The sequence below is a fragment of the Streptomyces spiroverticillatus genome, from assembly GCA_014650415.1.
Classification (GTDB): Bacteria; Actinomycetota; Actinomycetes; order Streptomycetales; family Streptomycetaceae; genus Streptomyces; species Streptomyces spiroverticillatus.
This window is the reverse complement of record BMUX01000003.1, coordinates 154230-179675: the sequence shown is the minus strand read 5'-3', so window position 1 is coordinate 179675 and position 25446 is coordinate 154230. Positions and strand designations below refer to the sequence as shown.

General features: G+C 70.6%; 32 protein-coding genes. 21 read left to right on the top strand and 11 right to left on the bottom strand.

Annotation, left to right across the window (positions count from 1 at the left end; all coding sequences use genetic code 11):
• Positions 1 to 85: 85 nt before the first annotated feature.
• The 5 genes from IE269_RS08960 (at position 86) to IE269_RS08945 (ending at position 2902) form a co-directional block, all read left to right on the top strand.
• Positions 86 to 781, top strand: coding sequence for an LmeA family phospholipid-binding protein (locus IE269_RS08960; protein ID WP_189822277.1), 696 nt, complete (start codon positions 86 to 88; stop codon positions 779 to 781).
• A 206-nt stretch (positions 782 to 987) separates the two neighbouring features.
• A complete protein-coding gene (locus tag IE269_RS43750) occupies positions 988 to 1074 on the top strand; it encodes a putative leader peptide (protein WP_353963751.1) in 87 nt (28 codons plus the stop codon).
• 178 nt (positions 1075 to 1252) lie between these two features.
• Entirely contained in the window at positions 1253 to 2098 is an 846-nt protein-coding gene (locus IE269_RS08955; RefSeq protein ID WP_189822276.1) for a sulfurtransferase, read from the top strand.
• Between the two features lie 33 nt (positions 2099 to 2131).
• Positions 2132 to 2419 (top strand): DUF1416 domain-containing protein, encoded by a 288-nt coding sequence (locus IE269_RS08950; protein ID WP_189822275.1) that lies wholly within the window; start codon positions 2132 to 2134, stop codon positions 2417 to 2419.
• Between the two features lie 216 nt (positions 2420 to 2635).
• Positions 2636 to 2902, top strand: a complete 267-nt coding sequence (locus IE269_RS08945) for a DUF3099 domain-containing protein (RefSeq protein ID WP_189822274.1) — start codon at positions 2636 to 2638, stop codon at positions 2900 to 2902.
• Between the two features lie 10 nt (positions 2903 to 2912).
• On the opposite strand, the gene IE269_RS08940 is transcribed toward IE269_RS08945, so the two are convergent.
• Positions 2913 to 3275, bottom strand: coding sequence for a DsrE family protein (locus IE269_RS08940; RefSeq protein ID WP_189822273.1), 363 nt, complete (start codon positions 3273 to 3275; stop codon positions 2913 to 2915).
• Positions 3276 to 3524: 249 nt separating this feature from the next.
• Between IE269_RS08940 and IE269_RS08935 the strand changes: the two genes are divergently transcribed.
• From IE269_RS08935 to ygfZ, 3 genes are read left to right on the top strand one after another with little or no spacing between them, the layout of a single operon-like run.
• The gene (locus IE269_RS08935; RefSeq protein ID WP_189822272.1) at positions 3525 to 4097 is read left to right on the top strand and encodes a heme-binding beta-barrel domain-containing protein; all 573 of its coding nucleotides are present in this window, start codon (positions 3525 to 3527) and stop codon (positions 4095 to 4097) included.
• A gap of 46 nt (positions 4098 to 4143) precedes the next feature.
• Positions 4144 to 4584, top strand: coding sequence for a Fur family transcriptional regulator (locus IE269_RS08930; RefSeq protein WP_189822271.1), 441 nt, complete (start codon positions 4144 to 4146; stop codon positions 4582 to 4584).
• A 9-nt stretch (positions 4585 to 4593) separates the two neighbouring features.
• Positions 4594 to 5574: a CAF17-like 4Fe-4S cluster assembly/insertion protein YgfZ gene (gene ygfZ / locus IE269_RS08925; RefSeq protein WP_189822270.1), complete on the top strand. Its 981-nt coding sequence runs from the start codon at positions 4594 to 4596 to the stop codon at positions 5572 to 5574.
• 31 nt (positions 5575 to 5605) lie between these two features.
• Here ygfZ and dtd read toward each other — a convergent pair whose 3' ends face one another.
• Positions 5606 to 6031 (bottom strand): D-aminoacyl-tRNA deacylase, encoded by a 426-nt coding sequence (gene dtd, locus IE269_RS08920; RefSeq protein WP_189822269.1) that lies wholly within the window; start codon positions 6029 to 6031, stop codon positions 5606 to 5608.
• 138 nt (positions 6032 to 6169) lie between these two features.
• Here dtd and IE269_RS08915 point away from each other — a divergent pair, with 138 nt between their 5' ends.
• From IE269_RS08915 to IE269_RS08905, 3 genes are all read left to right on the top strand, one after another.
• Positions 6170 to 6730: an RsiG family protein gene (locus tag IE269_RS08915; protein WP_229897499.1), complete on the top strand. Its 561-nt coding sequence runs from the start codon at positions 6170 to 6172 to the stop codon at positions 6728 to 6730.
• 69 nt (positions 6731 to 6799) lie between these two features.
• Positions 6800 to 7780, top strand: a complete 981-nt coding sequence (locus tag IE269_RS08910; RefSeq protein WP_189822268.1) for an asparaginase — start codon at positions 6800 to 6802, stop codon at positions 7778 to 7780.
• Between the two features lie 25 nt (positions 7781 to 7805).
• Positions 7806 to 9089 (top strand): GNAT family N-acetyltransferase, encoded by a 1284-nt coding sequence (locus IE269_RS08905; protein WP_189822267.1) that lies wholly within the window; start codon positions 7806 to 7808, stop codon positions 9087 to 9089.
• A 49-nt stretch (positions 9090 to 9138) separates the two neighbouring features.
• On the opposite strand, the gene IE269_RS08900 is transcribed toward IE269_RS08905, so the two are convergent.
• Complete coding sequence (locus tag IE269_RS08900) at positions 9139 to 9324, bottom strand: hypothetical protein (RefSeq protein ID WP_189822266.1); 186 nt, start codon at positions 9322 to 9324, stop codon at positions 9139 to 9141.
• Between the two features lie 260 nt (positions 9325 to 9584).
• On the opposite strand from IE269_RS08900, the gene IE269_RS08895 reads away from it, so the two are divergent.
• Positions 9585 to 10433 (top strand): winged helix-turn-helix domain-containing protein, encoded by an 849-nt coding sequence (locus IE269_RS08895; protein ID WP_189822265.1) that lies wholly within the window; start codon positions 9585 to 9587, stop codon positions 10431 to 10433.
• 28 nt (positions 10434 to 10461) lie between these two features.
• Here the strand turns inward: IE269_RS08895 and IE269_RS08890 are convergent, their stop codons facing one another.
• Complete coding sequence (locus tag IE269_RS08890; protein ID WP_189822264.1) at positions 10462 to 10656, bottom strand: hypothetical protein; 195 nt, start codon at positions 10654 to 10656, stop codon at positions 10462 to 10464.
• Positions 10657 to 10828: 172 nt separating this feature from the next.
• On the opposite strand from IE269_RS08890, the gene IE269_RS08885 reads away from it, so the two are divergent.
• Together IE269_RS08885 and IE269_RS08880 are read left to right on the top strand one after the other, a co-directional pair.
• Positions 10829 to 11716: a winged helix-turn-helix domain-containing protein gene (locus IE269_RS08885; protein WP_229897498.1), complete on the top strand. Its 888-nt coding sequence runs from the start codon at positions 10829 to 10831 to the stop codon at positions 11714 to 11716.
• On the top strand, positions 11716 to 12450 hold the full coding sequence (locus IE269_RS08880; protein ID WP_229897497.1) for an HAD family hydrolase: 735 nt from the start codon (positions 11716 to 11718) through the stop codon (positions 12448 to 12450). Before IE269_RS08885 ends, IE269_RS08880 begins: the two co-directional genes overlap by 1 nt.
• On the opposite strand, the gene IE269_RS08875 is transcribed toward IE269_RS08880, so the two are convergent.
• Positions 12441 to 12608 carry a hypothetical protein gene (locus tag IE269_RS08875; RefSeq protein ID WP_189822262.1) on the bottom strand — a complete coding sequence of 56 codons (168 nt, stop codon included), beginning with the start codon at positions 12606 to 12608 and terminating at the stop codon, positions 12441 to 12443. The genes IE269_RS08880 and IE269_RS08875 overlap by 10 nt on opposite strands.
• Before the next feature lie 159 nt (positions 12609 to 12767).
• Here IE269_RS08875 and IE269_RS08870 point away from each other — a divergent pair, with 159 nt between their 5' ends.
• Entirely contained in the window at positions 12768 to 13640 is an 873-nt protein-coding gene (locus tag IE269_RS08870; RefSeq protein WP_189822261.1) for a winged helix-turn-helix domain-containing protein, read from the top strand.
• A gap of 215 nt (positions 13641 to 13855) precedes the next feature.
• Positions 13856 to 16084 (top strand): phosphotransferase family protein, encoded by a 2229-nt coding sequence (locus IE269_RS08865; protein WP_189822744.1) that lies wholly within the window; start codon positions 13856 to 13858, stop codon positions 16082 to 16084.
• On the opposite strand, the gene IE269_RS08860 is transcribed toward IE269_RS08865, so the two are convergent.
• Positions 16065 to 16814 carry an ABC transporter permease gene (locus tag IE269_RS08860; RefSeq protein WP_189822260.1) on the bottom strand — a complete coding sequence of 250 codons (750 nt, stop codon included), beginning with the start codon at positions 16812 to 16814 and terminating at the stop codon, positions 16065 to 16067. The genes IE269_RS08865 and IE269_RS08860 overlap by 20 nt on opposite strands.
• The gene (locus IE269_RS08855; protein WP_229897546.1) at positions 16804 to 17784 is read right to left on the bottom strand and encodes an ABC transporter ATP-binding protein; all 981 of its coding nucleotides are present in this window, start codon (positions 17782 to 17784) and stop codon (positions 16804 to 16806) included. The genes IE269_RS08860 and IE269_RS08855 overlap by 11 nt, the downstream gene beginning before the upstream one ends.
• 179 nt (positions 17785 to 17963) lie before the next feature.
• Here IE269_RS08855 and IE269_RS08850 point away from each other — a divergent pair, with 179 nt between their 5' ends.
• On the top strand, positions 17964 to 18755 hold the full coding sequence (locus tag IE269_RS08850) for a TetR/AcrR family transcriptional regulator (protein ID WP_229897495.1): 792 nt from the start codon (positions 17964 to 17966) through the stop codon (positions 18753 to 18755).
• A gap of 61 nt (positions 18756 to 18816) precedes the next feature.
• Positions 18817 to 19422, top strand: coding sequence for a TetR family transcriptional regulator (locus IE269_RS08845; RefSeq protein ID WP_189822258.1), 606 nt, complete (start codon positions 18817 to 18819; stop codon positions 19420 to 19422).
• Here IE269_RS08845 and IE269_RS08840 read toward each other — a convergent pair.
• A complete protein-coding gene (locus IE269_RS08840; protein WP_189822257.1) occupies positions 19419 to 20345 on the bottom strand; it encodes a LysR family transcriptional regulator in 927 nt (308 codons plus the stop codon). The two genes, IE269_RS08845 and IE269_RS08840, sit on opposite strands and share 4 nt — an antisense overlap.
• Before the next feature lie 91 nt (positions 20346 to 20436).
• Here IE269_RS08840 and IE269_RS08835 point away from each other — a divergent pair, with 91 nt between their 5' ends.
• A complete protein-coding gene (locus tag IE269_RS08835; protein ID WP_189822256.1) occupies positions 20437 to 21708 on the top strand; it encodes an MFS transporter in 1272 nt (423 codons plus the stop codon).
• On the opposite strand, the gene IE269_RS08830 is transcribed toward IE269_RS08835, so the two are convergent.
• The 3 genes from IE269_RS08830 to IE269_RS08820 form a co-directional block, all read right to left on the bottom strand.
• Positions 21705 to 22307, bottom strand: coding sequence for a histidine phosphatase family protein (locus IE269_RS08830; RefSeq protein ID WP_189822255.1), 603 nt, complete (start codon positions 22305 to 22307; stop codon positions 21705 to 21707). The genes IE269_RS08835 and IE269_RS08830 overlap by 4 nt on opposite strands.
• A 64-nt stretch (positions 22308 to 22371) precedes the next feature.
• Complete coding sequence (locus IE269_RS08825) at positions 22372 to 22839, bottom strand: hypothetical protein (protein WP_229897493.1); 468 nt, start codon at positions 22837 to 22839, stop codon at positions 22372 to 22374.
• A 287-nt stretch (positions 22840 to 23126) separates the two neighbouring features.
• On the bottom strand, positions 23127 to 24368 hold the full coding sequence (locus tag IE269_RS08820; RefSeq protein ID WP_189822254.1) for an MFS transporter: 1242 nt from the start codon (positions 24366 to 24368) through the stop codon (positions 23127 to 23129).
• Between the two features lie 76 nt (positions 24369 to 24444).
• Here IE269_RS08820 and IE269_RS08815 point away from each other — a divergent pair, with 76 nt between their 5' ends.
• Both IE269_RS08815 and IE269_RS08810 read left to right on the top strand, forming a co-directional pair.
• Entirely contained in the window at positions 24445 to 24807 is a 363-nt protein-coding gene (locus IE269_RS08815; RefSeq protein ID WP_189822741.1) for a MerR family transcriptional regulator, read from the top strand.
• Between the two features lie 98 nt (positions 24808 to 24905).
• Entirely contained in the window at positions 24906 to 25445 is a 540-nt protein-coding gene (locus tag IE269_RS08810; RefSeq protein ID WP_189822253.1) for a cupin domain-containing protein, read from the top strand.
• Position 25446: the final 1 nt, after the last annotated feature.

Sequence of the window (25446 nt, the reverse complement as noted above, 5' to 3'; positions counted from 1 at the left end):
GGACTTCAGGGGTTGGTGTGACCCCCACCGGTTAGGCTCACCGTCAGATACGGGGGCCGACGAACGCGGTGGGGGAACACCAGTCATGCGAGCGATACGAATACTTCTCATCCTGGTGGTGATCTTCGGCGGCATCTTCGTCGCCGCCGACCGCTTCGCCGTGAACTACGCCGAGGGCGAGGTCGCGACCAAGGTCCGCACCAGCCAGGGGCTTTCGGCGGAACCGCAGATAGACATCAAGGGCTTCCCCTTCCTCACCCAGATCCTGGGCAAGAACCTCGAACAGGTCGACGTCACCATGGACGGCCTGGAGGCCAGCGCCGACGGCAAGAAGCTGACGGTCGGCAGGATGACCGCCGAACTCCACGACGTGGCCCTGGAGAACAACTTCTCCTCCGCCACCGCCGCCCGTGCCACCGGCACCGCCGTGATCTCGTACGACGACCTCACCCGCGCGGCGGGCGACAAGGACGTCAAGCTCGCCTACGGCGGCAACGGCAAGGTCAAGGTGACCGGCACCGTCTCGATCTTCGGCCGCGAGCTGACCCGCAGCGTGCTGTCCAGCGTGACCCTGAAGAACGGCGGGAAGTCCCTCGCGGTGCGTGCCGACGAGGTGCCCGGGCAGGAGATCCCCGGCCTCGAAGGCATGATCCGCAAGAAGATCGACTTCGTCCGTCCGATCGGCGGCCTGCCGAACGGCCTGAAGCTGGACAAGGTCACGCCGGTGGAGACGGGCATGGAGATCGCGGTGAGCGGGACGAACGTGCATCTGGCCGGATAGCGCCGGTCGGACTGCCCTGGTCGGACAGCTTCGGCCGGATGGCGAGACGGAGGCGTCCACTCCGCAGGACTGGGCGTCGTACGAGCGGCACGAGGGGCCGGGACCGACGTCCCGGCCCCTTGCCATATCCCACACAACGGACGTTTCTGTCTCACGATATGACACACCGGTGACACGCCCGCCCGTACGTCCCTACGATCGGACCCATGCAGAAGCGACAGGCGGACCTCACGAAGCGGCGGGCAGTAGACCTGTGCCGCGTCGCCGCCATGCTCTGTCGCCGCGCCGTCTGAGCGGGACCCGCCGGGCCGCGTAGCCCGAACTCCCGCTTGCCCAGGGCGACTTGCGCCCCCTCCCGACGTACCGTGCGCCGCCGTACCTGCGGCCCCGCAGCCGTACCCGCGCGCACCTCGCAAGCACCGCGCACCACCGCACCCGTATCCCCCCGTAACTGCCCCGGAGGAGAAACACATGAGCCGCAGCGACGTACTGGTCGACGCCGACTGGGTCGAGGCCCACCTGGACGACCCGAAGGTGGCGATCGCCGAGGTCGACGAGGACACCTCGGCGTACGAGAAGAACCACATCAAGAACGCCATCCGGATCGACTGGACCAAGGACCTCCAGGACCCGGTCCGCCGCGACTTCATCGACCAGGCCGGCTTCGAGAAGCTCCTGTCCGAGAAGGGCATCGGGAACGACACCACGGTCGTCCTCTACGGCGGCAACAACAACTGGTTCGCCTCCTACGCCTTCTGGTACTTCAAGCTGTACGGCCACGGCGACGTCCGTCTCCTCGACGGCGGCCGCAAGAAGTGGGAGCTGGACTCCCGCGACCTGGTCGACGGCGCGCAGGTCCCGCAGCGCGAGGCCACGTCCTACAAGGCCCAGCCGCAGGACGAGTCCATCCGCGCCTACCGCGACGACGTCGTGAAGGCCATCAACACCCAGAACCTCGTCGACGTCCGCTCGCCCGACGAGTTCTCCGGCAAGCTCCTCGCCCCGGCGCACCTCCCGCAGGAGCAGTCGCAGCGCCCCGGCCACGTGCCCAGCGCCCGCAACATCCCGTGGTCGAAGAACGCCAACGACGACGGCACCTTCAAGTCCGACGAAGAGCTCAAGGCCCTCTACGAGGCCGAGCAGGTCGACCTGGCGAAGGACACCATCGCCTACTGCCGCATCGGTGAGCGCTCGGCCCTGACCTGGTTCGTCCTGCACGAGCTGCTCGGCGTCGAGAACGTCAAGAACTACGACGGCTCCTGGACCGAGTACGGCTCCCTCGTCGGCGTCCCGATCGAGCTCGGCGCCAACAAGTAAGCCCCCTCCCTTCCCAGACTTGGAGTACCCCTCATGTGCGGAGCACAGGCCGGCGGCCCCGACGCCTCCACCATCAAGCCCGGTGAGACCACCATCCAGGGCAGCGTCACCAAGGACGGCGAGCCGGTGACCGGCTACGTCCGCCTCCTCGACTCGACCGGCGAGTTCACCGCCGAGGTCCCCACCTCGGCCACCGGTCAGTTCCGCTTCTACGCCGCCGAGGGCACCTGGACGCTCCGCGCCCTGGTCCCGGGCGGCACCGCCGACCGCACGGTCGTCGCCCAGACGGGCGGCCTGGCGGAGGTCGCGATCGCGGTCTGACCGCATCGCACTGATACCGGCCGGAGGGCCGCACCCACAGGGGGTTGGACGCCATTACCTGTGACGAAGGGTGCGGCCCTCCGGTCTGTTCCTTTTGACGCGTCCCTCGCACCGCTCGGCGCCGGGGCGCCTCACGGGCTTCGGGCCGCTGCGCCGGACTCCGTCCGTCGGGCTCGGGGCTGCCGTGCGCCCGGCTCCCGGACGTACCGTAGAAGCATGTACGCGCGTCGCCGCCGCGGCTACTTCCTCCTCATGGGGGCGTGCCTGGTCCTCTTCGTGGGAGGGTGCGCGGTCGTGCGGCTGTGGTCGGTGCCCGTGGCGGTCGGGATGTGTGTGGTGGCGGCCCTGATTCCGCCCGTGGCGGCGATGGTCGCCAATCGGAAGGGGCCGGGGGACCGGTGGTGGGACGACACCACCGGGGACGCCGACTCCGACGATCTGTGGGACGAGCTGGACGGCCGCGGCAAGCGCGACCGTCCGTGACCCGTGCGGTCTAGTAGACGAGCGCCTGTACGCCGTCGGCCATGATCTCGCTCACGAAGACCTGCGCCCCGGCGATCCGCACACCCTCCAGCACGTCCTTCTCGCCGATGTCCCGGCGTACCGCGCACTGCGTGCACAGGGTGATCGTGCCGCCCGCCTGGACCGACTCGATCAGGTCCGGGAGCGGCGCGGAGTGCGGCAGCTCGAACTCCGCAGCCCTCCCCGGCAGCGCGAACCACGCCGACTCACCCGTCAGCCACAGCGACACCTCCACCCCGCTGGCCACCGCCACCGCCGCCACGGTGAACGCCTGCGAGCACCGCTCGGGGGCGTCGGCCCCGGCGGTCACCTTGATCACGAGCTTCTTCGACATGCGGGCAGCCTAAGCGCGACGAACCTCACCGAGAGCGCCGGAGCCCGGCGGACTAAGCTGGGGCCCGGCCCGTATCTCACACCTCGCTCATACCAAGGAGCACCCCGTGCTTGAGGCAGTCTTCTCCTCCCTGCTGGTCCTGGTCTGCGTCGGCGTCCTCGCCTTCGCCGGTCTGGCCGTGAAGAAGCTCTACCAGGGCCAGCGCTAACCCGTACCGGTCACCCTCCACACAGATCGCCTGAGCCACTCATGATCGAGATCCCGTCCGACCTCCACCCGGACCTCGTCCCCCTCGTCTTCCTCCTCGGGAAGTGGACGGGTGCGGGCGTCACCGACTTCCCCGGCCAGGAGAAGGCCAACTTCGGCCAGGAAGTCACCTTCAGCCACGACGGCCGCGACTTCCTGGAGTACGTCTCGCACTCCTGGATCCTCGACGCCGAGGGCAACAAGGTGAAGCCGCTGGAGACCGAGTCCGGCTTCTGGCGCATCGACAAGGACCGCAAGGTCGAGGTCGTCATGACCCGCGACACCGGCGTCGTCGAGATCTGGTACGGCGAGCTGGCCGACCAGAAGCCGCAGATCGACCTCGTGACGGACGCCGTCGCGCGCACGGCCGCATCGGGCCCGTACACCGGTGGAAAGCGCCTGTACGGGTACGTGAAGAGCGACCTGATGTGGGTCGGCGAGAAGGCCACCCCCGAGGTCGAGCTGCGCCCGTACATGTCCGCGCACCTGAAGAAGACCGTCACCCCGGAGGAGGTCGAGGCCGTGGCCAAGAACCTTCCCGACCTGCCGGACGACGGGATCGCGTTCTTCCGCTGAGTCCCGCGGCAGTCCGAACGCTCGCCGCGCTGCCTAGACTGGTGGCGTGGTGAGCACCGACTGGAAGAGTGATCTGCGGCAGCGCGGTTATCGGCTGACACCGCAGCGGCAGCTTGTGCTGGAAGCGGTGGACGCGCTGGAGCACGCGACGCCCGACGACATCCTGGGCGAGGTGCGCAAGACCGCTTCCGGGGTCAACATCTCGACCGTCTACCGGACCCTGGAGCTCCTCGAAGAGCTCGGGCTGGTCAGCCACGCGCACCTCGGGCACGGGGCGCCGACGTACCACCTCGCCGACCGGCACCACCACATCCACCTGGTGTGCCGGGACTGCTCCGACGTCATCGAGGCGGATGTCGAGGTCGCCGGGGACTTCATCGCGAAGCTGCGGGGCGAGTTCGGGTTCGAGACCGATATGAAGCACTTCGCGATCTTTGGCCGGTGCGCTTCCTGTACGGCGAAGAAGGCCTCCGCGGCCGAGTCGTAGGCTGGACGCATGCAGTCGAATTCACCGAGCAGCCCCCTCCTTTCCCTGCCCGGCGCCGTCCCCGCCGAGGGACGCGACGAGGGCGTGGCCGCGCACTACGGTGACCTGTTCCGCGAGCAGCGTGCGCTCGCCGGCGGGTCCGGTTTCGTGGACCTCTCGAACCGGGGGGTCGTGAGCGTCAGCGGCTCCGACCGGTTGAGCTGGCTGCACCTCCTGATCACCCAGCACGTCACGGAGCTGCCCGCCGGGCAGGCCACCGAGGCGCTGATCCTGACGGCCAACGGTCACGTCGAGCACGCGATGTACCTGGTGGACGACGGCGAGACCGTCTGGATGCACGTCGAGCCGGGTACGCAGGGCGAGTTGATCGCGTACCTGGAGAGCATGAAGTTCTTCTACCGGGTCGAGGTCCAGGACCGCACCGAGGACTTCGCGGTGGTGTGGCTGCCCGCCGGGTCCATCGGCGAGGTGCCGGAAGGCGTCGTCGTACGGGAGACCGCGTACGGGCGGGACCTGTTCCTGCCGCGCGGCGACCTGGAGAAGTTCGCCGCCGAGCACGGGCCCGCGGCGGGCGTGCTCGCGTACGAGGCGCTGCGGGTGGAGGGCCACCGGCCCCGGCTCGGCTTCGAGACCGACCACCGGACCATCCCGCACGAGCTGGGCTGGATCGGCAGCGCCGTGCACCTGCAGAAGGGCTGCTACCGGGGGCAGGAGACCGTCGCCCGCGTGCAGAACCTGGGGAAGCCGCCGCGCCGGCTCGTCTTCCTGCACCTGGACGGCAGCGAGGTCCTGCTGCCGCCGTCGGGGACGCCGGTCCGGCTCGCGGCCGACGGCCCGGACGGGCGGCAGATCGGGTTCGTGACCACGTCCGTGCGCCACCACGAGCTGGGGCCGATCGCGCTCGCGCTGGTGAAGCGGAACGTGGCGGTCGACGCGGAGCTGATGGCGGGGGACACCGCCGCAGCTCAGGAGGTCGTCGTAGAGCCGTGATGATTACGGCGTAATACCGCGCCGTACGGCTCTAGATGTCCAGCAGCACCGTGAACGGGCCGTGATTCGTCAGCGACACCCGCATGTCCGCGCCGAACCGGCCCGTCTCCACCGTCGCCCCCAGCGCCCTCAGCTGCGCCACGACCTCGTCCACCAGCGGCTCGGCGACGTCACCGGGGGCGGCGGCGTTCCACGTGGGGCGGCGGCCCTTCCTGGCGTCCCCGTACAGGGTGAATTGTGAAATCACCAGGAGCGGGGCGTTCACGTCGGAACAGGACTTCTCGCCCTCCAGAATCCGCACCGACCACAGCTTGCGGGCCAGTTGCGCCGCCTTCTCGGGGGTGTCCTCGTGGGTGACTCCCACCAGGACACACAGGCCCTCGCCGACGATCTCCCCGACCGTCTCGCCGCCGACGACGACGCTCGCGCCGTCCACTCTCTGCACCACAGCTCGCATGCGGTCCATGATGCCTGCCCGCAATCGACTCCCTCGTGCAAGGGCCATACGGGTGCAGTGTGCCTGCGTGGGAAGCGGCAGGAGTGGCACGATGCGGGGCAAGGCGGTGCGCCGCACCGTTCGAGGGGACGGACACTCATGAGCATTTCCGGCGCGGGGCACAGGGTCCACGGCCAAAGGGTCGGCGACCACGACCTGCAGGACGCACTGCCCGCACTTCCACCGCACGACCTCGGCATCCTGGGCCTCCCCGAGCTGCGCACCCTGCGCCAGGGCGCGCAGAGCGACGAGGCCGACCTCAGTTACGTACGGCGGCTGCTGCACGGCCGCATCGACATCCTGCGCGCCGAGCTGGCCCGGCGCGGCGGGCCCAAGACGCCCGTGGTGGAGCGGCTGTCGGAGATCCTCGCCGACACCCCCTCCAGCCACCGCTCCTCCGCCCGGCACGTCACCCTCTCCACGCCCCGCAACGAGGAGTACATGCGGCTGGCCGCCGACATGCTCGCGGAGGTCGAGCTGTCCGACCTCGACGCCCGGACGGACGCAGAGCTGCATGCGGGAATGGACCGCCTGATCGGCTATGAACAGCAGGTTTCCCGGCAGCGTCAGGCCCTCCAACGGACCGCCGACGATTGCAGCGCGGAGATCGCCCGCAGGTACCGTGAAGGCGAAGCTCAAGTAGACGACCTGCTCCACTGAGGCCACGGCCGGGCGATCCCCGGGGACTGCCGAGGGAGTGGGTCCCCGTCCGGAAGGCCCCTGTCGACGATGACGACCTCCACCGCCCCCGCTGCCGCACCGGTCCCGGTCATACCCCCGGTTCTCGCCGAAGTCGTCCGATCCGGCTTCGTCGAGGGCCATCACCGGGGTTCGCTGGTGGTGCTGGCGGCCGACGGCAGCACGGAGCTCGCCCTCGGCGACGTCGCCTCCCCCGTCTTCCCCCGCTCCAGCAACAAGCCCATGCAGGCCGCCGCCGTGCTCCGCGCGGGCCTGGACCTCTCCGGCGAGCGCCTGGCACTGGCCGCCGCCAGCCATTCGGGCGAGGGCTTCCACCTCGATCTCGTACGGAAGATGCTCGGCGAGTACGGACTCGCCGAGACCGACCTCCAGACCCCGCCCGACCTGCCGCTGGACCCCGTCGAGGCCGAGTCGTACCTGGCCTCCGGGCACGTCCGCGACCGGGTCACCATGAACTGCTCCGGCAAGCACGCCGCGATGATCGCCGCCTGCAAGCTGAACGGCTGGGACACCGCGACCTACCTCGACCCCGCCCACCCCCTCCAGCAGCTCGTCCTCGCGTGCGTGGAGCGTGCGGCGGGCGAGAAGGTCAGGGCGGTCGGTACGGACGGGTGCGGGGCGCCGCTGATGGCGATCAGCCTGGTCGGGCTCGCGCGGGCCTTCCGGCACTTCGTCCTCGCCGAGGAGGGCAGCCCGGAGCGCCGGGTGGCCGACGCGATGCGGGCGCACCCGGAGTACGTGGCGGGGACGCGGCGGCCCGACACCTGGCTGATGCGGGCGGTGCCGGGGGCGCTGTCGAAGATGGGCGCGGAGGCCGTGCAGGCCATGGCGCTGCCGGACGGGCGGGCCCTCGCGTTCAAGATCGACGACGGGGCGGGGCGGGCGCTCGGCCCTGTGCTGGCCCGGGCGCTGCACCTGCTGGGCGTGGACGGCGACGTGGTCGACCGGATCGGGGACGCGCCGCTGCTCGGGGGACCGGTGAAGGTCGGCGAAATCAGGGCGACATTCTGACGGGGGCGTGCTTAGCGTGGGCGCCATGAGTGCCCACGCTGACCGAACCGCCGCTTCCCTCGACGTACGCACGCTGACCGAGGCCGACTTCCCGGGCTGGGCCCGCGCCACCAACACCGGCTTCCTGCGGGCCGCGCCGTACACCGAGGCGGATCTCGCGCAGCGGCTGGAGCGCACCGACCTGCCCCGGGCGCGGGGGGCGTTCGACGAGGGGCGGTGCGTGGCGACGTACCGCTCCTTCGCGCAGCAACTCACCGTGCCCGGCGGGCAGTTCGTGCAGGCGAACGCGGTCTCCAGCGTCACCGTCACGCCGACGCACCGCAGGCGCGGGCTGCTCAGCCGCATGATCCGCGCGGATCTCGCGGAGGCGAAGGAGCGGGGTGACGTGGTGGCGACGCTGATCGCCGCCGAGTACCCGATCTACGGGCGGTACGGCTTCGGGCACGCGACCTCCACGCACGTCTGGGAGATCGACACCCACCGCACCGGCCTCGATCCGCACTGGTCGGGCCCCGACTGCGGCGGCCGGGTCGACCTGGCCGACGCGGAGGAGCTCCGCAAGGCGGGCCCCGAGCTGCACGAGCGGTTCCGGGCGGCGCAGCACGGTGCGATCGACCGCGACGAGGCCTGGTGGCAGAAGCGCACGGGCCTCACCGCGTACTCCTTCGAGCCGTATCCGCCCGCCTTCTACGCGCTCTACCGGGCGCCGGCCGAGCGGGGCGGGCAGGTGGAGGGGCTCGCTGCGTACCGCGTGGACGACAACTGGGGCGACGGCAAGCAGCCGCTGAACACGGCGAGCGTGGGCAACATGATCACCACCACCCCGGCCGCCGAGCGCGCGCTGTGGCACTACCTGTGCTCGATCGACTGGGTGGCGAAGGTACGGACCGGCTACCGCGCGCCGGACGACCTGCTGCCCGACCTGCTGCCGGACCAGCGTGCGGCGCGCATCGTGACGTCGGCGGACTGGCTGTGGGTGCGGGTGCTCGACGTCGTACGGGCGCTGGAGGCCAGGACGTACGAGAGGAGCGGGACCGTGGTGCTTCAGGTGGCGGACCGGCTGGGCCTGTCCGCGGGGCGCTTCCGGCTGACGGTGTCGGAGTTCGGGACGGCGACCTGCGAGCCGACGTCCGCCTCCGCTGAACTGACTCTCGATGTGCGGGAGTTGGGGGCGCTGTACCTGGGCGGCCGGTCGGCGGTGCGGATGGCGGCGCTGGGCGAGGTGGCCGAGGGGACGGCGGGGGCGGCGGCGCGGGTGGACGGGCTGTTCCGGACGGCGCGGCAGCCGTGGTGCCCGGACATCTTCTGAGGTCGCGCCCGGGGGCCGGAGCTCGAGGATCTGGCCCTCGGTCTCGGGCTCAGGTGAGGGCGGACTGGCCGAGGACGACCAGGGCGACGGCGCCGATGCTCAGGCAGGCGGTGTTCTTCGTCTTGACGCCGACGGTCAGGAAGCCGAGCGCGACGGCGCCCAGCAGGCCGTACTGCTTCTCGACCATTTCGCCGAGCAGGTAGGCGCCGATGGCGAGGAGTGCGACGAGCGGCATGGGGATCACTCCAGACGGTGGTCGGGGTGGCGGTCCGTTGGTCGAACTTTGCGGACTCTGGGGCCAGGCTGACCAGGCTGGTGAACCTGGAGCCACCTTGGCCGAGTTGGCGACCAACTCTTCTGAGGTTGTCCCCATGCCTCAAGAACCTTTAACCAGGTTCTCCAACCAACTCCCGTTAGATGGCGTGAAGTTGTAGTGTTCTGGTTGTGAGCACAGTCGGCGCCGCCGTGAACGGTCGGAAAAGGTCACACCGTGATGTGGCCGACGCGCTGCGGACCCGGATCAGGACCGGGGAGCTGCGGCCGGGCGACCGCATGCCGACACAGGCCCAGTTGGCGGAGGAGTACGAGGTGGAGCGCGGCGCGGTGCGCCAGGCGCTCCGCATCCTCGCCGAGGAGCGGCTGCTGACCAACGTGACCAAGGGCTCCCCGGCGACCGTCGCGGGCGACGCCCCGGCGGCGCTCGGTGCGGGCGCGGCGGCCTCCCCGCAGCCGACCATGGTGGCGCTGGGCTCCCGCATCACGGAGGCCTTCGAGGCCGACCACGTCGAGATCGACGCCCTCTGCCTGACGGCGATCTCGCTGACCCTGGGCTTCGGCGACGCCCTGCGCCGGGTGCACGAAGGGCGGGTGAGACCGTCCCGGATCACCGTCCGCGTGCTGCTCCCCAGCAGGGACATCGACCTGGCCTTCCCGACGCCGGTCGCGGACGGCAACGACGCTCGGCTGCACGGCCGTTGGCTCCAGCAGCGCAATGCGCAGGGGCAGGTGCTGCGGCACAACCTGGTCAACCTCCGCCGTACGCACGGCATCGACGTGAAGATCTCCTTCCGGGCGCTGCCCTTCACGCCCCCCGTGAAGCTCTACCTCCTGAACAACTCCGAGGCCCTCTTCGCGTACTACATGATCACGAAGCAGAAGGAGCACTTCGACCAGGACCGCGAGCCGCTGGAGATGTACGACACGGTGGGCACCCGGTCGATGCTCTTCCCCTTCGACCAGCGGACGGGCGGCCAGCGGGACGGGACCTTCGTGGAGCAGTCGCAGCTGTGGTTCGACGCGATCTGGAACACGATCAGCCAGGACCTGAACCTGGCTGCCAACTAGCGTCGAGTTGGCAGCCGGGCAGGTCGGCCTAGGTGGTGGTGGCGGGTGCCAGCACCGCGAGGGTGAGCACGGTGGCCCCGACCCCCGCGCAGGCGGGGCTCTTGGCCTTCGCCCCGATGCAGAGGAGCAGGACACCGATGGAGCCCGCGGCCCCGTAGCGCCACTCGACAAACCTCTCGAATCCAATGACGATGACGGCGGAGAGCAGCAGCAGAGCAGGCATGGGGTCCCTCCCTCGGGAATCAGCGACGGGGTGAGCGGCGGGGAGGCGACGCTGCCTCAGCCAAGTTTGCCAAGTAGCAACCAACTCAATGGAGTTGTCCCCACTTGGCTGCGATCGATAAACGAGATGGCTACAACTGCCGTTAGATGGCTGTGAGTTGTAACGTTGTGTCGTGAGCGACGTGAGCAGTTCAGGAAGTGGCGGAAAGCGGTCGTACAGGGAAGTGGCCGACACCCTGCGCGACCGGATCCGAAGAGGCGAGATCAAGGCCGGCGAGCCGATGCCGACGCAGGGGCGGCTCGCCGAGGAGTTCTGCGTGGAACGCGGCACCATCCGCCAGGCCCTGCGCATCCTCCACACCGAGGGCCTCCTCACGGAGGCGACCCGAGGCGCCCCCGCCAAGGTGGCGGCCACCTCCCCGGTGACGGCGACGGGCGACCCCGTGGGCACCACCCCCCAGCCCACGGTGAGCGCGCTCGGCCCCCGCCTGGCGCGGGCCTTCGAGGCGGAGGAGGTACGGATCGACGCGCTGAGCCTGACGTCGGAGTCGCTGATGCTGGCGATGACGGAGCCGCTGCGGCTGATCCACGAGAACCGCCTCAAGCCGGTGAACATCACCCTCCGTGTCCTGCTCCCGGCCCGCAACATCGAACTGGCCTTCCCCAAGGGTCTGGAGCCGAGCGAGGCGAGCCTGGTCCACCAGCGCTGGCTCCAGCAGCGCAACTCCCAGGGCCACGTCCTGCGGAACACCCTCCGCAGCCTCTACCGCTCCCACGGCATCGACGTGACCGTCACCTTCCGGGCGCTCCCCTTCACCCCGCCCCTGAAGCTGTACGTGCTGAACGGCTCCGAGGCCCTCTTCGCGTACTACCAGGTCACCAAGCGGCCGGAGGTGATCGAGGACGTCAATCTGGAGATGTACGACACGCTCGGCCCGGAGTCGGTCCTCTTCGCCTTCGACGCCGAGAAGGGCCCGCGCGACGCGGCCTTCGTCGAACAATCCGCAAAGTGGTTCGACGCACTCTGGAACACCATCACGTCGGACCTGACACTCTCCTAATGGCCCCTGAAACCACTGACCTCGAACAGGCGGCGCCGGTGATCGAGCAGGCAGCACAGGCGATCACCGGCGCCACCTGCGTCCTCTTCGACTTCGACGGCCCGATCTGCGGGCTCTTCGCGGAACACCGCGCACACGACATCGCGGAGCGGCTGATCGCATGGCTCGAACGGGAGGACTTCGTCGTCCCCCTGACCGGTGCCGAACGCGACGATCCGCATGCGGTGCTCAGAGTGGTGGGGGCCAGCAGGTCCCCCTTGGTCCACCGGCTGGAAAAGGCACTTACCGACGAAGAACTCCGCGCCTCCGTGACGGCCGAGCCGACCCCGCACGTCGACAGGTTGATACGCGCATGGTCTTCCCGGGGTGTCCCTTTGGCCATAGCTACCAACAACTCCCCTTTGGCGGCGGAGAGTTACCTGACTCGCCGCGACCTGACGTCCTGCTTCGACCGGCACATCTACGGCCGCACCCGGAACCTGGACCACCTCAAACCCGACCCGGACTGCCTCAACCGCGCCCTCCATGCCCTGGACGCGGACCCCGCCAAGTCCCTGATGATCGGCGACACCCCGTCGGACCTGGAGGCGGCCCGCCGGGCGGGAGTGGCGTTCCTCGGCTACGCGGAGGTCGGCCGACGTACGGACCGGCTCCGCAGGGCGGGCGCCGAGACCGTCATCCACTCGCTGGAGGACGTCCTCGTGCACGTGGAGAGCGACGGCCGTCAGGCCTGAAGCATCAGGATCGCGAACAGGGTGGCACCGAGGGCGGTGCACGTCGCGTTGCGCGCTTTGGCGCCGCCGACGATCAGCAGGAGGCAGATGGCGCCGAGGGCTCCGTAGCGGGTCTGGGCGAGCAGTTCGAGCCCCTCCAGCAGGATCCACGGGTTCATGGAGTGGCCCCCCCTTCTCGGTCAACTAACTGTCCAATTGGACTGGTTGACTCGTATTGGTTGTCCCCGGCCCGGCAGATCGACTAACTGGACTGTTGCCATTTCCTTTGGATGGCCAAAAGCTGGTTCGGGCCAGTCCGGAAGAGGTACGTTCCTGAAGTGGCGACTGCATCGGGCGGCAAGGGCAAGGGCGAAGTGCAGCGCATCGCTGCCCGGTTGCGTATGGAGATGTCCGACGGCACCTATGACGTCGGAGACGCGTTCCCGACCCAGCGGGAGCTGGCGATCCGGTTCGACGTCGCCCGCGACACCATCCAACGCGTCTGGCGCGATCTGGTCAGCGAGGGCTGGATCGAACCCAAGCAGGGCAGTGGAACCAAGGTCATCAAGGTGTCCCGGGTCCATTCGGACGAGGCGTTGGGGCCGGGAGCGCTGGGCGCCCTGATCGCGGAAGCCTTCGAGGTCGAGGACGTCACCCTGGACGTGTTCAGTCTGACGGCGGAGACGCTGAGCGGGCATCTTGCGAGCCAGGTGACGCGGGTCCAGCAGGGGGAGATCGCCCCGCGCAGCATCAAGGTGCGGCTGGTGCTTCCCAGCGAGCACATGCCGCTGCCGTACCCGAGGCCCAAGAGTGGCGCCAATGACGGCCAATTGGTCGAGGATCTGCGTCAAATGTCGCGGCAGCAGATCGAGGTGAACCGCATGTCGTTCGACCGCCTGCGCAGGAACAGGCTGGTGTCCGAGGTCTCCTGGGAGGTGCGGCGGGTGCCCCTGGCCCCGCCCGTCAAGCTCTACCTGCTCAACGGGACGACAGCGCTGCAGGCCTTCTACAAGATCGTCGAGCGGGTGATCGACCAGGACGACGGCTCCGAGCTCCGCACCATCGACGTACTGGGCGTGCAGGCGCAACTCCTGCAGCACGTCAAGGACGCGAATCCGGAATCGCTGGGGTCGGCGTTCGTCACCGAGGCCCAGGACTGGTTCGATTCCGTGTGGGACCGTCTGACCGAGCAGAGGCCCGAGGCGGGCTGAATTCGGACCCGTGTGGGGCGGTCGGCCACGTGTGCCCCAGGAAGCGCCCTCTGCTCCCTTCAACGACGTAGGCCACTTACGCCAATCGGGCCTCTCCCTGTTCGTAAACATTTATCTGGCGCTAATGTGGCGCGCCTCTGTCTGTGCTGTGCGATCTGCCGGGAGCGGCCGTGCAAAGTACCCCCGCCACCGCCCGCGGCGCGCAGGCCGCGACCATGCCGCCGGTCGTGCGGCCGGCGCCCAAGCCGGCGTCGGTGCACATCTATCCGGCCTTCGTGGACTCCGCCATCCGCAGAGGCGACGTGAGCGGGGGTTTTCACAATCGCAACTACCTGGCCCGACTCACCGAACCGATGGCCCGCTTGGTAGGGAGGAGCCCAGGGGAAACGGTGACGGTCCGAGTTCGTGAACGGCAAGCATTGTCCGTCGTCCTCAGGACCTGGGAGGACGAGACGGAGATCCTGGACTCCCTGCGGGGCGTGCTGCCGGACGTGCCGAGGTGCCTGGCGAAGAGCCGGTACTCGACGGTGCTCAGCTATGTGGAGGGCGTCCCCCTCTCCAGCATCTGCCAGAACGGCAAGCCGCTGGACCACCTCCTCGTGGAGGCGCTGGTCGGCCAACTGGCCAGGATGGCCCGGGTCGGCCGGGACATGCTGCCGAGGCTGCCCGGTGGCTGGCCGCGCGACGGGCAGAGCCGCGCGTTCCTACAGCATCTGGCTCTGCTGACCGACCAGCATGTCCGCCAGCCCAACTGGACCGAATTCGGCGGCCTGTTCGCGGCTCTCGGCATCCCCGAGCACGCCATGACGGCGTTCGCGGCCCGCGTGCCGGCCATGGTGCAGCGGCCCTTCTGCCTGCTCCACACCGACCTGCACCGGGACAACGTCATCGTCTCGTACGTCGACGCTCCGCCGCTCGTCTTCGTCGACTGGGAACTGGCCACCTTCGGCGACCCGCTGCACGACCTGGCAACCCATCTGGTCCGCATGAAGTACTCGGACACCCAGCAGGAAGAGGTCAAGGAAGCCTGGGCCCGGGCGATGTACGCGACGCGCCCCGAGGCCGCACGGGGGCTGGAGACCGATCTGCAGCACTACCTCGACTTCGAGCGCGCCCAGTCCGTGTACCCGGACGTGATGCGGGCCGCGCGCTCGCTGGGTTCGGAGGGCGAGCCCGCCGGATTGCGCGAGGCCGCGGAGTCCGTAGTCAGCGCGCTGGAGGCGGCGAAGGAGCCGCTGCGCCTGTCCGGGGCGCCGGACGCCCCGGGGGCGGCGCGGATTCTGCGCCGGTGGCACCGGGCCCGGGTGGGCCGGAACTGCAAGGGCGCCGGCGGCCCCTTCGCCACGTTCGTGACGCAGTGGATCAACCCGACGGAGTTCCCGGACGCCGAGACTGCCCACAGCGTGGTGGCGGAGGCGCTCGTGGCGGAGGGCGCGGCCCCTTCGGGGAGTGTCTTCAAGGGCACCGGGCACCTCAACACCGTGGTGACGGTCCAGGGCAAGAGGCTCGTCGTGCGCCGCGAACTGCGGTCGGCCACCCGCAGGGAGCAGTGCTTCAACGTCGAGGCCGACGTTCTGAAGGCCGTCGCGAAGGTCGACGGGATCAGTGCGCCCAGGGTGCTGGCGCTGGGGGAGAGCGTTCCCTCGGACGCGTTCGCCGTGCACTCCTACGCCGGGCCTCTCTGGGGCCCGCCCTCCCACCCCGTCGACGGGCTGACGCCGCACGAGGCCGACAACCTGGTCGACCAGCTTGCCGCGCTCGCGGACGTCGACGTCGACAAGCTGGAGCCCGGCCTCCCGGCGGGCGGCTTCTACCGCTGGCTCTGCGATCGGCTCGTGGACCTGGTCGCCTCGCTCCCCCCGGAGTCGCAGCGCCTGGCGAGGGAACTGGGACTGCCGGACGCGGCCCTGCTGCGGGGCCTCCTGCTCCGGCGCAGCGTGTCCCACCGGACGCCCGTACTGCTGCACGGGGACCTCAACCCATGGAACCTGGTGCGCGGCAGCGCCCCCGGTGAACTCTCCGTCATCGACTGGGAGATGGCCGTGGCCGGCGACCCCCTCTACGACCTGGTGCGGCATCTGCACCTCACCCCGCACCGGGGCGAGATCCGGCAGCGCATGCTGCACCGCTGGTCGGAGGCGCTGGGGAGGCGGTCCTCCGCGTATGTGGCGGGCTGGTCCGGTGACGTGCACACGTACCGATGGATCGAGCTCGTACGGTCCGCCTACATCGACCTCGACCGGCTGGTCACCGGCGCGAGCCTGGACGCCCCGAACGTGCGCCGGGCCGTGGACGCGTACGCGATGACCGTGCGGGCGGCCACGGAGTCGCTGGGGCTCGGCCACGCTCGCGTGCAGAACCCCTACCTCGCCCTCGTCCTCACCCGGGGCGGCGAGGCCAGGAGAGTCGCCCCGTCCGCCGCCCTCACCCCGTCCGCCACCTGAAGAGCGCTCCCGCCGCCCCCGCCGCCACCGCGAGGATCCCCGCGCACCAGGCCAGCGCCACCCACGGGGCGGTGCCCGCGTCCTGGCCCAGGAGCAGGGCGCGGAGGGATTCGATCAGGGGGGTGACGGGCTGGTGGTCGGCGAAGGGGTGGAGCCAGGAGGGCATCGTGCGGGTGGGGACGAAGGCGCTGCTGGGGTAGGGGAGGAAGCTGATGAAGAAGGCGTAGCCGCCCGCGGCTTCGGGGGTGCGGGTGAGGAGGCCGACCGCCGCCGAGAGCCAGGAGAGGGCCAGGAGGTAGGCGAGGAGGAGGGCGGTGGCGGCCAGGACGCCCAGGGGGGTGGGGGAGGGGCGGAAGCCGATGGCGACGGCGAGGGTCAGGACCAGGGCGGTGGAGAGGGTGTTGCGCAGGACGCTGGCGGCGACGTGGCCGGTCAGGATCGGGGTGGGGCCGATGTCCAGGGAGCGGAAGCGGTCGATGAGGCCGGACTTCATGTCCTCGGAGACGGTGGTGGCCGTCGAGGCGGCGCCGAAGCCCGCGCAGAGGACGAGGACGCCCGGGGTGACGTAAGTGACGTAGTCCGTACCGGTGTTGATGGCTCCGCCGAAGAAGTGGACGAAGAGCAGCATCAGGAGTACGGGGAGGATCAGCGCGGTCAGGAGGGCTTCGCCGTTGCGGCGGCTGAGGCGGATGCTCCGGGCCGTGAGGGTGAGGGTGGTGTCAGGGGACATGGGTGGGCTCCGGAACGGGCGAGGCGGAGGTCAGGGCCAGGAAGACGTCGTCCAGGGTCGCGGTGTGCACGGTGAAGGACGTGACGGTGGTGCGGGTGGGGTCGAGGGTGTCGAGGAGGGCACGGATGTGGGGGGCGGTTCCGTCGGTGGGGAGGCCCAGGGTGAGGGTTTCCGGGGAGTGGTGGACGGCGCGGGGGGCGAGGGCCGCGTAGGCGGCGGGGGTGGCGAGGGTGAGGTCCAGGCGGTGGTCGGCGACACGTGATTTGAGTGCGGCGGGGGTGCCTTCGGCGATCACCCGGCCGGAGTCCAGGACCGCGATCCGGTCGGCCAACTGGTCGGCCTCCTCCAGGTATTGGGTGGTGAGGAGGATGGTGGTGCCGGTGGCGGAGAGCGCCCGGACCGCGTCCCAGAGGGTGCGGCGGCTGCGCGGGTCCAGGCCGGTGGTCGGCTCGTCCAGGAAGAGCAGGGACGGGCTGCCGACCAGGCCCGCCGCGAGGTCGAGGCGGCGGCGCATTCCGCCGGAGTAGGTCGCGACCAGGCGGTTCGCGGCGTCACTGAGGCCGAACTGGTCGAGGAGGCCGTCGGCGCGGCGGCGGGCGGCGGGGCGGCGCAGGCCGCCGAGGCGGGCCATCATCCTCAGGTTCTCCGCGCCCGTCTGGCGCTCGTCCAGTGCCGCGAACTGGCCGGTGAGGCTGATGGCCGCCCGTACCTCCGAGCGTGCGGTGCGGAGGTCGTGGCCGGCCACGCGGGCGGTGCCCGCGTCGGGGGCGGTGAGGGTGGCGAGGACGCGCACGGCGGTCGTCTTGCCGGCGCCGTTCGGCCCGAGCAGGGCGAAGACGCTGCCGTCGGGGACGGTCAGGTCAACTCCCTTGAGGACGTGCTGAGTTCCGTGGGACTTGGTGAGGCCGGTCGCTTCGATTGCCGGGGTGGGTGCTGCGCCGGTCGCGGGCGCCGGTGCCCCGCTGCTCACCGGCGCGGTGGCTTCGTTTGCTGGCACGGTGTACCTCTCGCCGTCTTCTGCGTATGACATACGCACTACTGCGTAAGCCTTACGCATAACTAGGATGACCGTCAAGCGTCGGGAGCATCCGGAGCATCCGGAGCATCCGGAGCATCCGGAGCGTCGGGAGCATCGGGAGAGGAGCCACGGTGGCCCAGGGCAAGCAGGCGGGCGGCAGCACGGACCGGCCGGGCCGGGCGAGCGACCTGCCCGCCAGCGTCGAGGTCGCCTGGGGGCTGCGCGAGCGGCCCGGCAAGGGCCCCCGGCCCGGTCTCGACCTCGACCGGATCGTCGGCGCGGCGGTACGGATCGCCGAGGCCGAGGGCCTCGCTGCGGTCTCCATGGGACGCGTCGCCAAGGAGCTCGGCGTCTCCACGATGTCGCTGTACCGGTATGTGGCGGCGAAGGACGAGCTGTACGTCCTGATGCAGGAGGCCGCCATGGGGCTGCCGCCCGCCCCGCCCGCCCCCGGCACCCCCTGGCGCGAGGTGCTGACCGCCTGGGCGACCGCCCTGCGCGACCGCTCCCGGCGCAACCTGTGGGCCATGCGCATCCCCGTCGACGGACCGCCCGCCACCCCCCACTCCGTGGCCTGGATGGAGCAGGGCCTCGCCTCGCTCGACGGCTCCGGGCTCGGCGACGGCGACCGGATCTCGGTGATCATGCTGGTCAGCGGCTTCGTACGGAACGAGGTGGGCACGATGGCCGACCTCGCCGCCGCGCAGGCCAAGGCCGGCACCACGCCCGAGGAGTCGCTCGTACGGTACGGAAGGCTGCTGGCCCGCTTCACCGACCCCGTACGCTTCCCGGCGGTGACGCGCCTGCTGGAGGCGGGCGTGCTGGAGGGGCCCGACGACCCGGACTACGAGTTCGCCTTCGGGCTGGAGCGGTTGCTCGACGGGATCGAGGCGCTGGTGCGGAAGCGGGGAGTCGCGGGATGAGCGGGCTGCGGAAGCGTGGGAGTGGCGGGATGAACGGGCTGCGGAAGCGGGGAGTCGCGGGATGAGTGGGCTGCGGGAGCTGAAGAAGCAGCGGACGTACGAGGCGATCTCGGACGCGGCCGTGGCGCTGTTCCTGGAGCGGGGCTTCGACGCCGTGTCCGTGGCGGAGGTGGCCGCCGCCGCCGAGGTGTCCAAGCCGACCCTGTTCCGCTACTTCCCGGCGAAGGAGGACCTCGCGCTGTACCGGTTCGCCGACCACGAGGACGAGTCGGCACGGGTCGTGCGGGCGGGCCGCGAGGAGGGCGTCGGCGCGCTCGACGCGCTGGAGCGGCACCTGCTGGAGCGGCTGGCCGCGCGGGACCCGATCACCGGGCTGTGCGACGACCCGGGCGTGCTCGCGTACCAGCGGATGCTGTACGGGACGCCCAGCCTGGAGACCCGGCTGTTCACGTATCTGCGCAGGTCGGAGGCAGTACTGGCGGAGGCCATCGGGGAGGGCCTGCGGGCGCGGCTCGCCGCCGGGCAGATCGGGGTCGTACTGCGGGTGCTCGCGCTGGAGAACTGGCGGCGGATCGAGTCCGGCGAAAGCGCGGACGCGGTGCACGCGGACGCGGTGACCGAGGCACGGGACGCCTTCCGGCGGCTGCGGGAAGGGCTGGACCTCTAGGGCCTCGCCGCCCTCACCTCCGCCTGCACGTGCTCCGCGAACCTTCGCGTCGCCGTGTTCAGCCCCTGCCCCTTCGGCAGCAGCAGATCCACCCGGCGCTCCAGCCGCACCGACGTCGTATTGCCCGTGATGGGCAGCAGGCGCAGCGGCAGATCGGGCAGCGGCAGCAGGTCGCGGGCCAGCGACTCCGGTACGAAGGCGACCCCGAGCCCCGCCGCCACCAGGTCGCTGACCATCGCCCACTCGCTCACCTCGCACACGATCCGCCGCACCATCCCCGCCTCCGCGAACAGCGCGTCCGACAGCATCCGCCCCGTCCACAGGCTGTGGGTTTCCACGAAGCGTTCGCCGTCGAGGAGCGGGAGGGGCACGTCGTCGCGTGCGGCCAGGGGGTGGTCGAGCGCGCAGGCCAGTACGTACGGTTCCGAGGCGACCGGCAGCAGGTCCAGCCGCTCCGCCGTCCTGGCCGGGTCCGGCGCCGCCGCGAGCGCGCAGTCCAGTTCGCCGTCCGCGACCATGCGGATCATCTCGACCGCCGGATGCTGGCGCACCTCGATGTCCAGGCCGGGGTGCGACCGTACGAAGCCGGACAGCCAGGACGCGAGCGGCACCAGGTGGCGGCTCGCCTGGTACGCGCCGATGCGCAGCCGGCCGGTCAGCCCGCCGTGCACGTCCCGCACCGCCTGGAGCGCGCCGTCCGCCGCGTCGAGGGTGCGCCGGGCGGCCGGGAGGAGCGCCTCGCCCTCGGTGGTGAGGCGGACGGGGCGGGTCCCCCGTACGAAGAGCAGCGCTCCGACCTCCTTCTCCAGCGCCCGCACGGACGACGACAGACCCGACTGGACGATCAGCTCGCGGGCGGCGGCACGCGTGAAGCTGCGCTCCTCGGCGAGGGCGACGAAGTGGCGGAGGTGGCGGAGTTCCATGGGTTCAGTATCTCCGGCAGAGATAATAGGTATCTCCACCCGGTGCGGCGGAGCTGGTAAGGAACGGAATCCGCCGTCCGTTGAAACGGACATGAACGCGATACCCCCCACCTCCGGAGCGCAGAAGAACCGCCGCGCCCCCCACCGCATCGGCTTCTGGTTCGTCGCCGTCGCCTTCTCGGTGCTGATGGCCTTCGGCACCGCGCCCACCCCCCTCTGGCCCCTCTACCAGGACCGCGACGGCTTCGGCGCGACCACCGTCACCATTGCCTTCGCGATCATGGTGGTCGGCGCGTCCGTCGGCTTCCTCGGCCTCGGACACCTCTCCGACCGCTACGGCCGCCGCCGGGTGATCGTCCCCGCGCTCGTCGTGGACGTGGTCGCCGCCGCGATGCTCGCGCTCTGGCCGGACCTGCCGGTGCTGCTCGCCGCCCGGCTGCTGACCGGTCTGGCGGTGGGCCTGATGGCGTCCACGGCGACCGCGTACCTCATGGACCTCTGGCACGAGGCCCACCCCGGCCAGCCGCTCTCGCCCACTCCGGGCCTGGTCGCCGCCGTCTCCAACCTCGGCGGGCTGGCCATGGGACCGCTGGTCGTGGGCGCGCTGGCGCAGTGGGCGGGGGCGCCGCTGGTGACTCCGTACGTCCTCTTCGCCGTCGCCATGCTCGTGCTGCTGGTGCTGATCCTGGCCACGCCCGAGACCGTCGACACCGAACTGGCGAAGGGCGTGCGACCTGCGCGTTTCGCGCTGCGGGAGGGGGCGCGGCCGGTGTTCGTGGCGGCCGCCGCCGGGGGCTTCTTCGCCTTCGCGGCGAGCGGGATCTTCTCCGCGCTGGGCGCGATCATCGTCCGGCTCGACCTCGGGATCACCTCGCCGCTGGTGGCGGGCACGGCCGCGTTCGCCGTGTTCGGGGCGTCGGCGCTGGCGCAGTTGCTGCTGGGGCGGATGCCGGTGGTGCGGATGCTGACGCTGGGTGCGGTGCTCTTCCCGGTCGGGCTCGGGCTCACCGCTCTGACCCTGTACGTTCCGTCCCTGCCGCTCTTCCTGGTGGCGGCGGTGCTCTCCGGGTCCGGGTCGGGGCTGCTGTTCAAGGCGAGCGTCGGGCAGACGGCGGCTGCGGCCGATCCGTCCTCGCGGGCCGGGGTGCTGGCCGTGTTCTTCGTGATCGCGTACGTCGGGATGGGCGTGCCGTCGGTGCTGTTCAGCATCGCGGCGAACCAGTTCGGGCGGCAGCCGGTGATGATCGTGTTCGCGGTGCTGCTGTCGGTGGGCTCGGCGGTCGCGGCTCGGATCGGGGTACGGGCGGCGCGTCCCGCACCGGTGGCCGTCACGCCGCCGGTGCGGGAGCCGGTGCGGGCCTAGACGTCGAACTCCCGCAGCTCGGGCGGGAGATGGGCCATGTCGTTCAGGACGAGTACGGTGTCGGGCCGCCCGGCCTCGTACCGGATCACGGTCAGCGCGGCGTTGGCGAGGTTGAGCCCCAGCCAGCGCCAGGCGGGGGCCTGGAGGGCCTCGCGGACGAACCAGGCGGCGAGGAAGTTGTGCGTGACGACCAGCTCGCGGCGGGGCTCGTCGGCCGGTCCGGTGAGCAACTCAATGGCCCGTGCGGCGAGTTCGGGCCCCTGCTCGCGCTCCTCCGGCGGGAACTGCGCCACGAAGTTCAGGTACCGGTCCGCGTCGATCCCCTCGGGGAAGTCCTCCCGTACCGGCTCGTACGGTACGAAGTCCCCGGCGGCGGCGGTGACTTGGGGCAGTACCGCATGCTCCAGCCGGTCCGCCACGAGCCGTGCGGTCTCGGCGGCCCGGGGCAGCGGCCCGTGGTGGATCGCGTCGAAGCGTACGGAACGCAGCCGCTCCCCGAGGAGCGCGGCCTGCCGGCGCCCGGTCTCGGAGAGGCCGGACTCGTCGGGGGTGGCCTGGGCGTGGCGGGCTATGTAGAGGTGGCGCGGGGCGGTCTTCATGGGCGGACGTTAACCGACGGGAGGACCCGCACGCGGTGCGGGCCCTCCGGTGATCGGGTCGGGGTCAGCAGGGGCGCAGGGAGTACACGGGGGCCCAGTCCGCCGTGCCGTCGCTGTAGGCGGTGGAAGTCCAGAGCTGGTTGCCGCTCTTGCCGTAGAAGCGGGCGACCGTGCCGGGGGTCTGGTTGTTGATCCAGGGGCCGGTGCCGTACCAGTTGGAGACGGTCCAGGTCTGGCACTTGTAGTAGTTGAAGACGGTGCCGCGGACCTCCATGCAGAGGTAGCCGTAGCGGCAGGTGAGTTTGAGGTTGGCGTTCTTGGTGGCGGTGAAGCCGCCGTAGTCGAGGGTGTTCGCGTCGACCCGGCGGCCCTGGGCGGCGACGTCCGCGCCCATCACCGAGGCGACGGTGGCCTGCACTTCGCTGAGGTCGTTCTCGGCGGCCGTGGCCGTGCCGCCGGTCATGCCGAGCAGTGAGGCCGCCATGAGCATGCCCGCGGCCATCGCCGTGCCCATGCGCTTCGTCGGGGTCATCCGGAACCTGCCTTCCGCTGCGGTCCCGCCCACCGGTGCGGGCGGTGAAGTGACCGTGTACGTACAGCTCAACAGCTGGGGTGTTCTGGTGGCTAGATGGGCTTTTCGGCCAATTGCCGGATGTGCCCGAATCGGTCAACTGTCGCCATGTTCCAGTCAGTTCCGGTTCCGCGTGGAACGCGCAGCGACGCCGAGCGCTCCGGGAGGAGGTGCTCGGCGTCGGCCGGTACATCGAGGGGTGGGTGCGGGGCCGCCTTCCCGGCCGGTCACCCGGCCGAAAGTACGGCTCAACCTGCGCTTTCCGTGCGGCGCTTGGGGAATCCGTGGACCCGGGCGGCCAGTACCGCGAGCAGTACGGGGGCCAGCAGGACCAGCACGCTCCACGGGAAGGAGGCCGAGCCGAGCAGCCCCAGCAGGATTCCGCCTACGACTCCGCCGCCCGCCATCGCGGCGTTCCAGAGCGTGACCAGCATGGCCTGCGCGGCGTCGGCGTGCTCGCCGCCGGCGTCACCGGCGGCGGTCTGGAGCAGGGTCGGCGCGCCGCCCCAGCCGAGACCCCACAGCGTCACCGCGACGTACACCATGGCCGTGCTGTCGGAGAGCAGTGCGAGGAGGGCGGCGGCGACCGCGATGAGCAGGGTGCTGGCGATCATCAGGGCGCGCAGCCGGCGGTTGATCTGTGCGCCGACCACCCAGATGCTGACCAGCGACGCGGCGCCGAAGACGAGCAGGACCAGGTCGATGGAGTCGCCCATGCCCAGCTCGGTGAGGAAGGTGGCGATGAAGGTGTAGAGGATGGTGTGCGCGAGGACGAAGACGAGGGTGACGAAGAGGACGGGGGTCACGCCGGGGACGCGGAGGGCGCTCAGCATGCCGGCCTGCTTCTGCGGGGTGTCGGCCGTGCGGGGCGTGCGGGGCGTGCCCGGGTAGTCCGGCACGATCGCCGCGATCCAGCCCAGCAGGACCACGGTCAGCCCGGTCATCACCAGGAACGCCACCTGCCAGCTCAGCGCCTTGCCGAGGAAGGTGCCCGCCGGGACACCCAGCGAGAGCGCGACCGGGATGCCCGCCATGGCGATGGCGATGGCCTTGCCCTGGAGGTGTACGGGGGCCATCCGGCGGGCGTACCCGGCGAGCAGGGCCCAGGCCAGGCCCGCCGCCACACCGGCGACGAAGCGGGCCACCATCGTGACGGTGTAGTCGCCGGACAGGGCGGTGACCGTGTTGGCGGCGGCGAACCCGGCCATCGAGGTCAGCAGCAGCCGCTTGCGCCGCCAGGCGGCGGTCGCGGCGGTCAGCGGGATCGCGGTGAGGGCGGTGCCGATGGCGTAGATCGTGACCGTCTGGCCGGTGGCGGACTCGCTGACACCGAGGTCGGCGCTCATCGCGGGTAGGAGTCCTGCGGGGAGGGTCTCGGTGAGGCTGGTGATGAAGACGGCGGTGGCGAGGGCGAGGAGGGCGGCGAGGGGGAGTCGTGAGTTGGAGTCCGCAGTGGTCTCAACTGGCTTGGTGGTGTGGGTGGTTGCCATGCCGGTATGTTCGAACCCTCACATTGATGTGAGGGTCAACGCGGCGATCTGTGAGGTGGGCCACACCGTGGGCGGCATACGTATCGGCGAGCTCTCCGAGCGCACCAACACCTCCCGCAGGATGCTCCGTTACTACGAGGAGCAGGGCCTGATCGTCGCCGAACGAACCCCCAACGGCTACCGCGTCTACGACGAACGCTTCGTGGACCGGGTCGCCCAGATCCGCGGCCTGCTGGACGCCGGCCTGCCCACCCGCATCATCCGCCAGATCCTCCCGTGCCTCGACAAGCCCCGCACGATCCACTTCCCCGACGCGACCCCGGAGATGCTGGCCACGCTGGAGACGGAGCTGGACCGGATGCAGGCACGGGTGGAGTGCATGCAGCGGAACCGGGACGCGATCGCGGAGTACCTGGAGGCGGTGCGGCCGAGGGTGTGAGGGGTCCTGCCGAGCTCTCCCGGCACCACAATTGACCCATCGAATCACCCCCGGAATGCACCCTGTGCGGGGTCTTTCTGCTCCCTAGAGTTGTCCACATGAACACCACGGAGAACCGCACCGAAGCCGCCCGCACCGCCACCGCCACCGCCCAGGCCGCCCGCCCCCTCCTCACCCGCGCCGCCACCGCCGAGACCACGAGTGACCCGAGCAGCGTGATGACCCTCCTCGCCGACTGCGGCACGGACGGCAGCCCGATCACCAGCTACCGCTCCACCTTCGCCGCCGGAGCTGTCGGCGCCCCCGCCCACTTCCACACCCGCGCCTCGGAGCTCTTCTTCGTCATCAGCGGCTCCCTCCAGGTCCTCCTGGACGACACCGTCGAGACCCTGAACGCGGGCGACTTCCTCCTCGTCCCCCCGCACACCCCGCACGCCTTCGCCGCCGCGCCCGGCTGCGAGGCCGACGTCCTCTTCGTCTTCACGCCGGGCATGCCCCGCTTCGACTACCTGCGCCTGCTGAACCGCGTGGTGCGCGGCGAGGCGAGCCCGGAGGAGATCAAGAACTCCTCCGAGCTCTACGACAACCACTACGTCGACAGCCCGGTCTGGCGAGCGGCCCTCGAAGCGGCCAAGTAGT

Excerpts from the sequence above, each read along its gene's own strand:
- IE269_RS08960 (WP_189822277.1), top strand. The coding sequence starts at position 86 with ATGCGAGCGATACGAATACTTCTCATCCTGGTGGTGATCTTCGGCGGC.
- IE269_RS43750 (WP_353963751.1), top strand. The coding sequence starts at position 988 with ATGCAGAAGCGACAGGCGGACCTCACGAAGCGGCGGGCAGTAGACCTG.
- IE269_RS08955 (WP_189822276.1), top strand. The coding sequence starts at position 1,253 with ATGAGCCGCAGCGACGTACTGGTCGACGCCGACTGGGTCGAGGCCCAC.
- IE269_RS08950 (WP_189822275.1), top strand. The coding sequence starts at position 2,132 with ATGTGCGGAGCACAGGCCGGCGGCCCCGACGCCTCCACCATCAAGCCC.
- IE269_RS08945 (WP_189822274.1), top strand. The coding sequence starts at position 2,636 with ATGTACGCGCGTCGCCGCCGCGGCTACTTCCTCCTCATGGGGGCGTGC.
- IE269_RS08940 (WP_189822273.1), bottom strand. The coding sequence starts at position 3,275 with ATGTCGAAGAAGCTCGTGATCAAGGTGACCGCCGGGGCCGACGCCCCC.
- IE269_RS08935 (WP_189822272.1), top strand. The coding sequence starts at position 3,525 with ATGATCGAGATCCCGTCCGACCTCCACCCGGACCTCGTCCCCCTCGTC.
- ygfZ (WP_189822270.1), top strand. The coding sequence starts at position 4,594 with ATGCAGTCGAATTCACCGAGCAGCCCCCTCCTTTCCCTGCCCGGCGCC.
- dtd (WP_189822269.1), bottom strand. The coding sequence starts at position 6,031 with ATGCGAGCTGTGGTGCAGAGAGTGGACGGCGCGAGCGTCGTCGTCGGC.
- IE269_RS08915 (WP_229897499.1), top strand. The coding sequence starts at position 6,170 with ATGAGCATTTCCGGCGCGGGGCACAGGGTCCACGGCCAAAGGGTCGGC.
- IE269_RS08910 (WP_189822268.1), top strand. The coding sequence starts at position 6,800 with ATGACGACCTCCACCGCCCCCGCTGCCGCACCGGTCCCGGTCATACCC.
- IE269_RS08905 (WP_189822267.1), top strand. The coding sequence starts at position 7,806 with ATGAGTGCCCACGCTGACCGAACCGCCGCTTCCCTCGACGTACGCACG.
- IE269_RS08900 (WP_189822266.1), bottom strand. The coding sequence starts at position 9,324 with ATGCCGCTCGTCGCACTCCTCGCCATCGGCGCCTACCTGCTCGGCGAA.
- IE269_RS08890 (WP_189822264.1), bottom strand. The coding sequence starts at position 10,656 with ATGCCTGCTCTGCTGCTGCTCTCCGCCGTCATCGTCATTGGATTCGAG.
- IE269_RS08880 (WP_229897497.1), top strand. The coding sequence starts at position 11,716 with ATGGCCCCTGAAACCACTGACCTCGAACAGGCGGCGCCGGTGATCGAG.
- IE269_RS08875 (WP_189822262.1), bottom strand. The coding sequence starts at position 12,608 with ATGAACCCGTGGATCCTGCTGGAGGGGCTCGAACTGCTCGCCCAGACC.
- IE269_RS08865 (WP_189822744.1), top strand. The coding sequence starts at position 13,856 with ATGCCGCCGGTCGTGCGGCCGGCGCCCAAGCCGGCGTCGGTGCACATC.
- IE269_RS08860 (WP_189822260.1), bottom strand. The coding sequence starts at position 16,814 with ATGTCCCCTGACACCACCCTCACCCTCACGGCCCGGAGCATCCGCCTC.
- IE269_RS08845 (WP_189822258.1), top strand. The coding sequence starts at position 18,817 with ATGAGTGGGCTGCGGGAGCTGAAGAAGCAGCGGACGTACGAGGCGATC.
- IE269_RS08840 (WP_189822257.1), bottom strand. The coding sequence starts at position 20,345 with ATGGAACTCCGCCACCTCCGCCACTTCGTCGCCCTCGCCGAGGAGCGC.
- IE269_RS08835 (WP_189822256.1), top strand. The coding sequence starts at position 20,437 with ATGAACGCGATACCCCCCACCTCCGGAGCGCAGAAGAACCGCCGCGCC.
- IE269_RS08830 (WP_189822255.1), bottom strand. The coding sequence starts at position 22,307 with ATGAAGACCGCCCCGCGCCACCTCTACATAGCCCGCCACGCCCAGGCC.
- IE269_RS08825 (WP_229897493.1), bottom strand. The coding sequence starts at position 22,839 with ATGACCCCGACGAAGCGCATGGGCACGGCGATGGCCGCGGGCATGCTC.
- IE269_RS08820 (WP_189822254.1), bottom strand. The coding sequence starts at position 24,368 with ATGGCAACCACCCACACCACCAAGCCAGTTGAGACCACTGCGGACTCC.
- IE269_RS08810 (WP_189822253.1), top strand. The coding sequence starts at position 24,906 with ATGAACACCACGGAGAACCGCACCGAAGCCGCCCGCACCGCCACCGCC.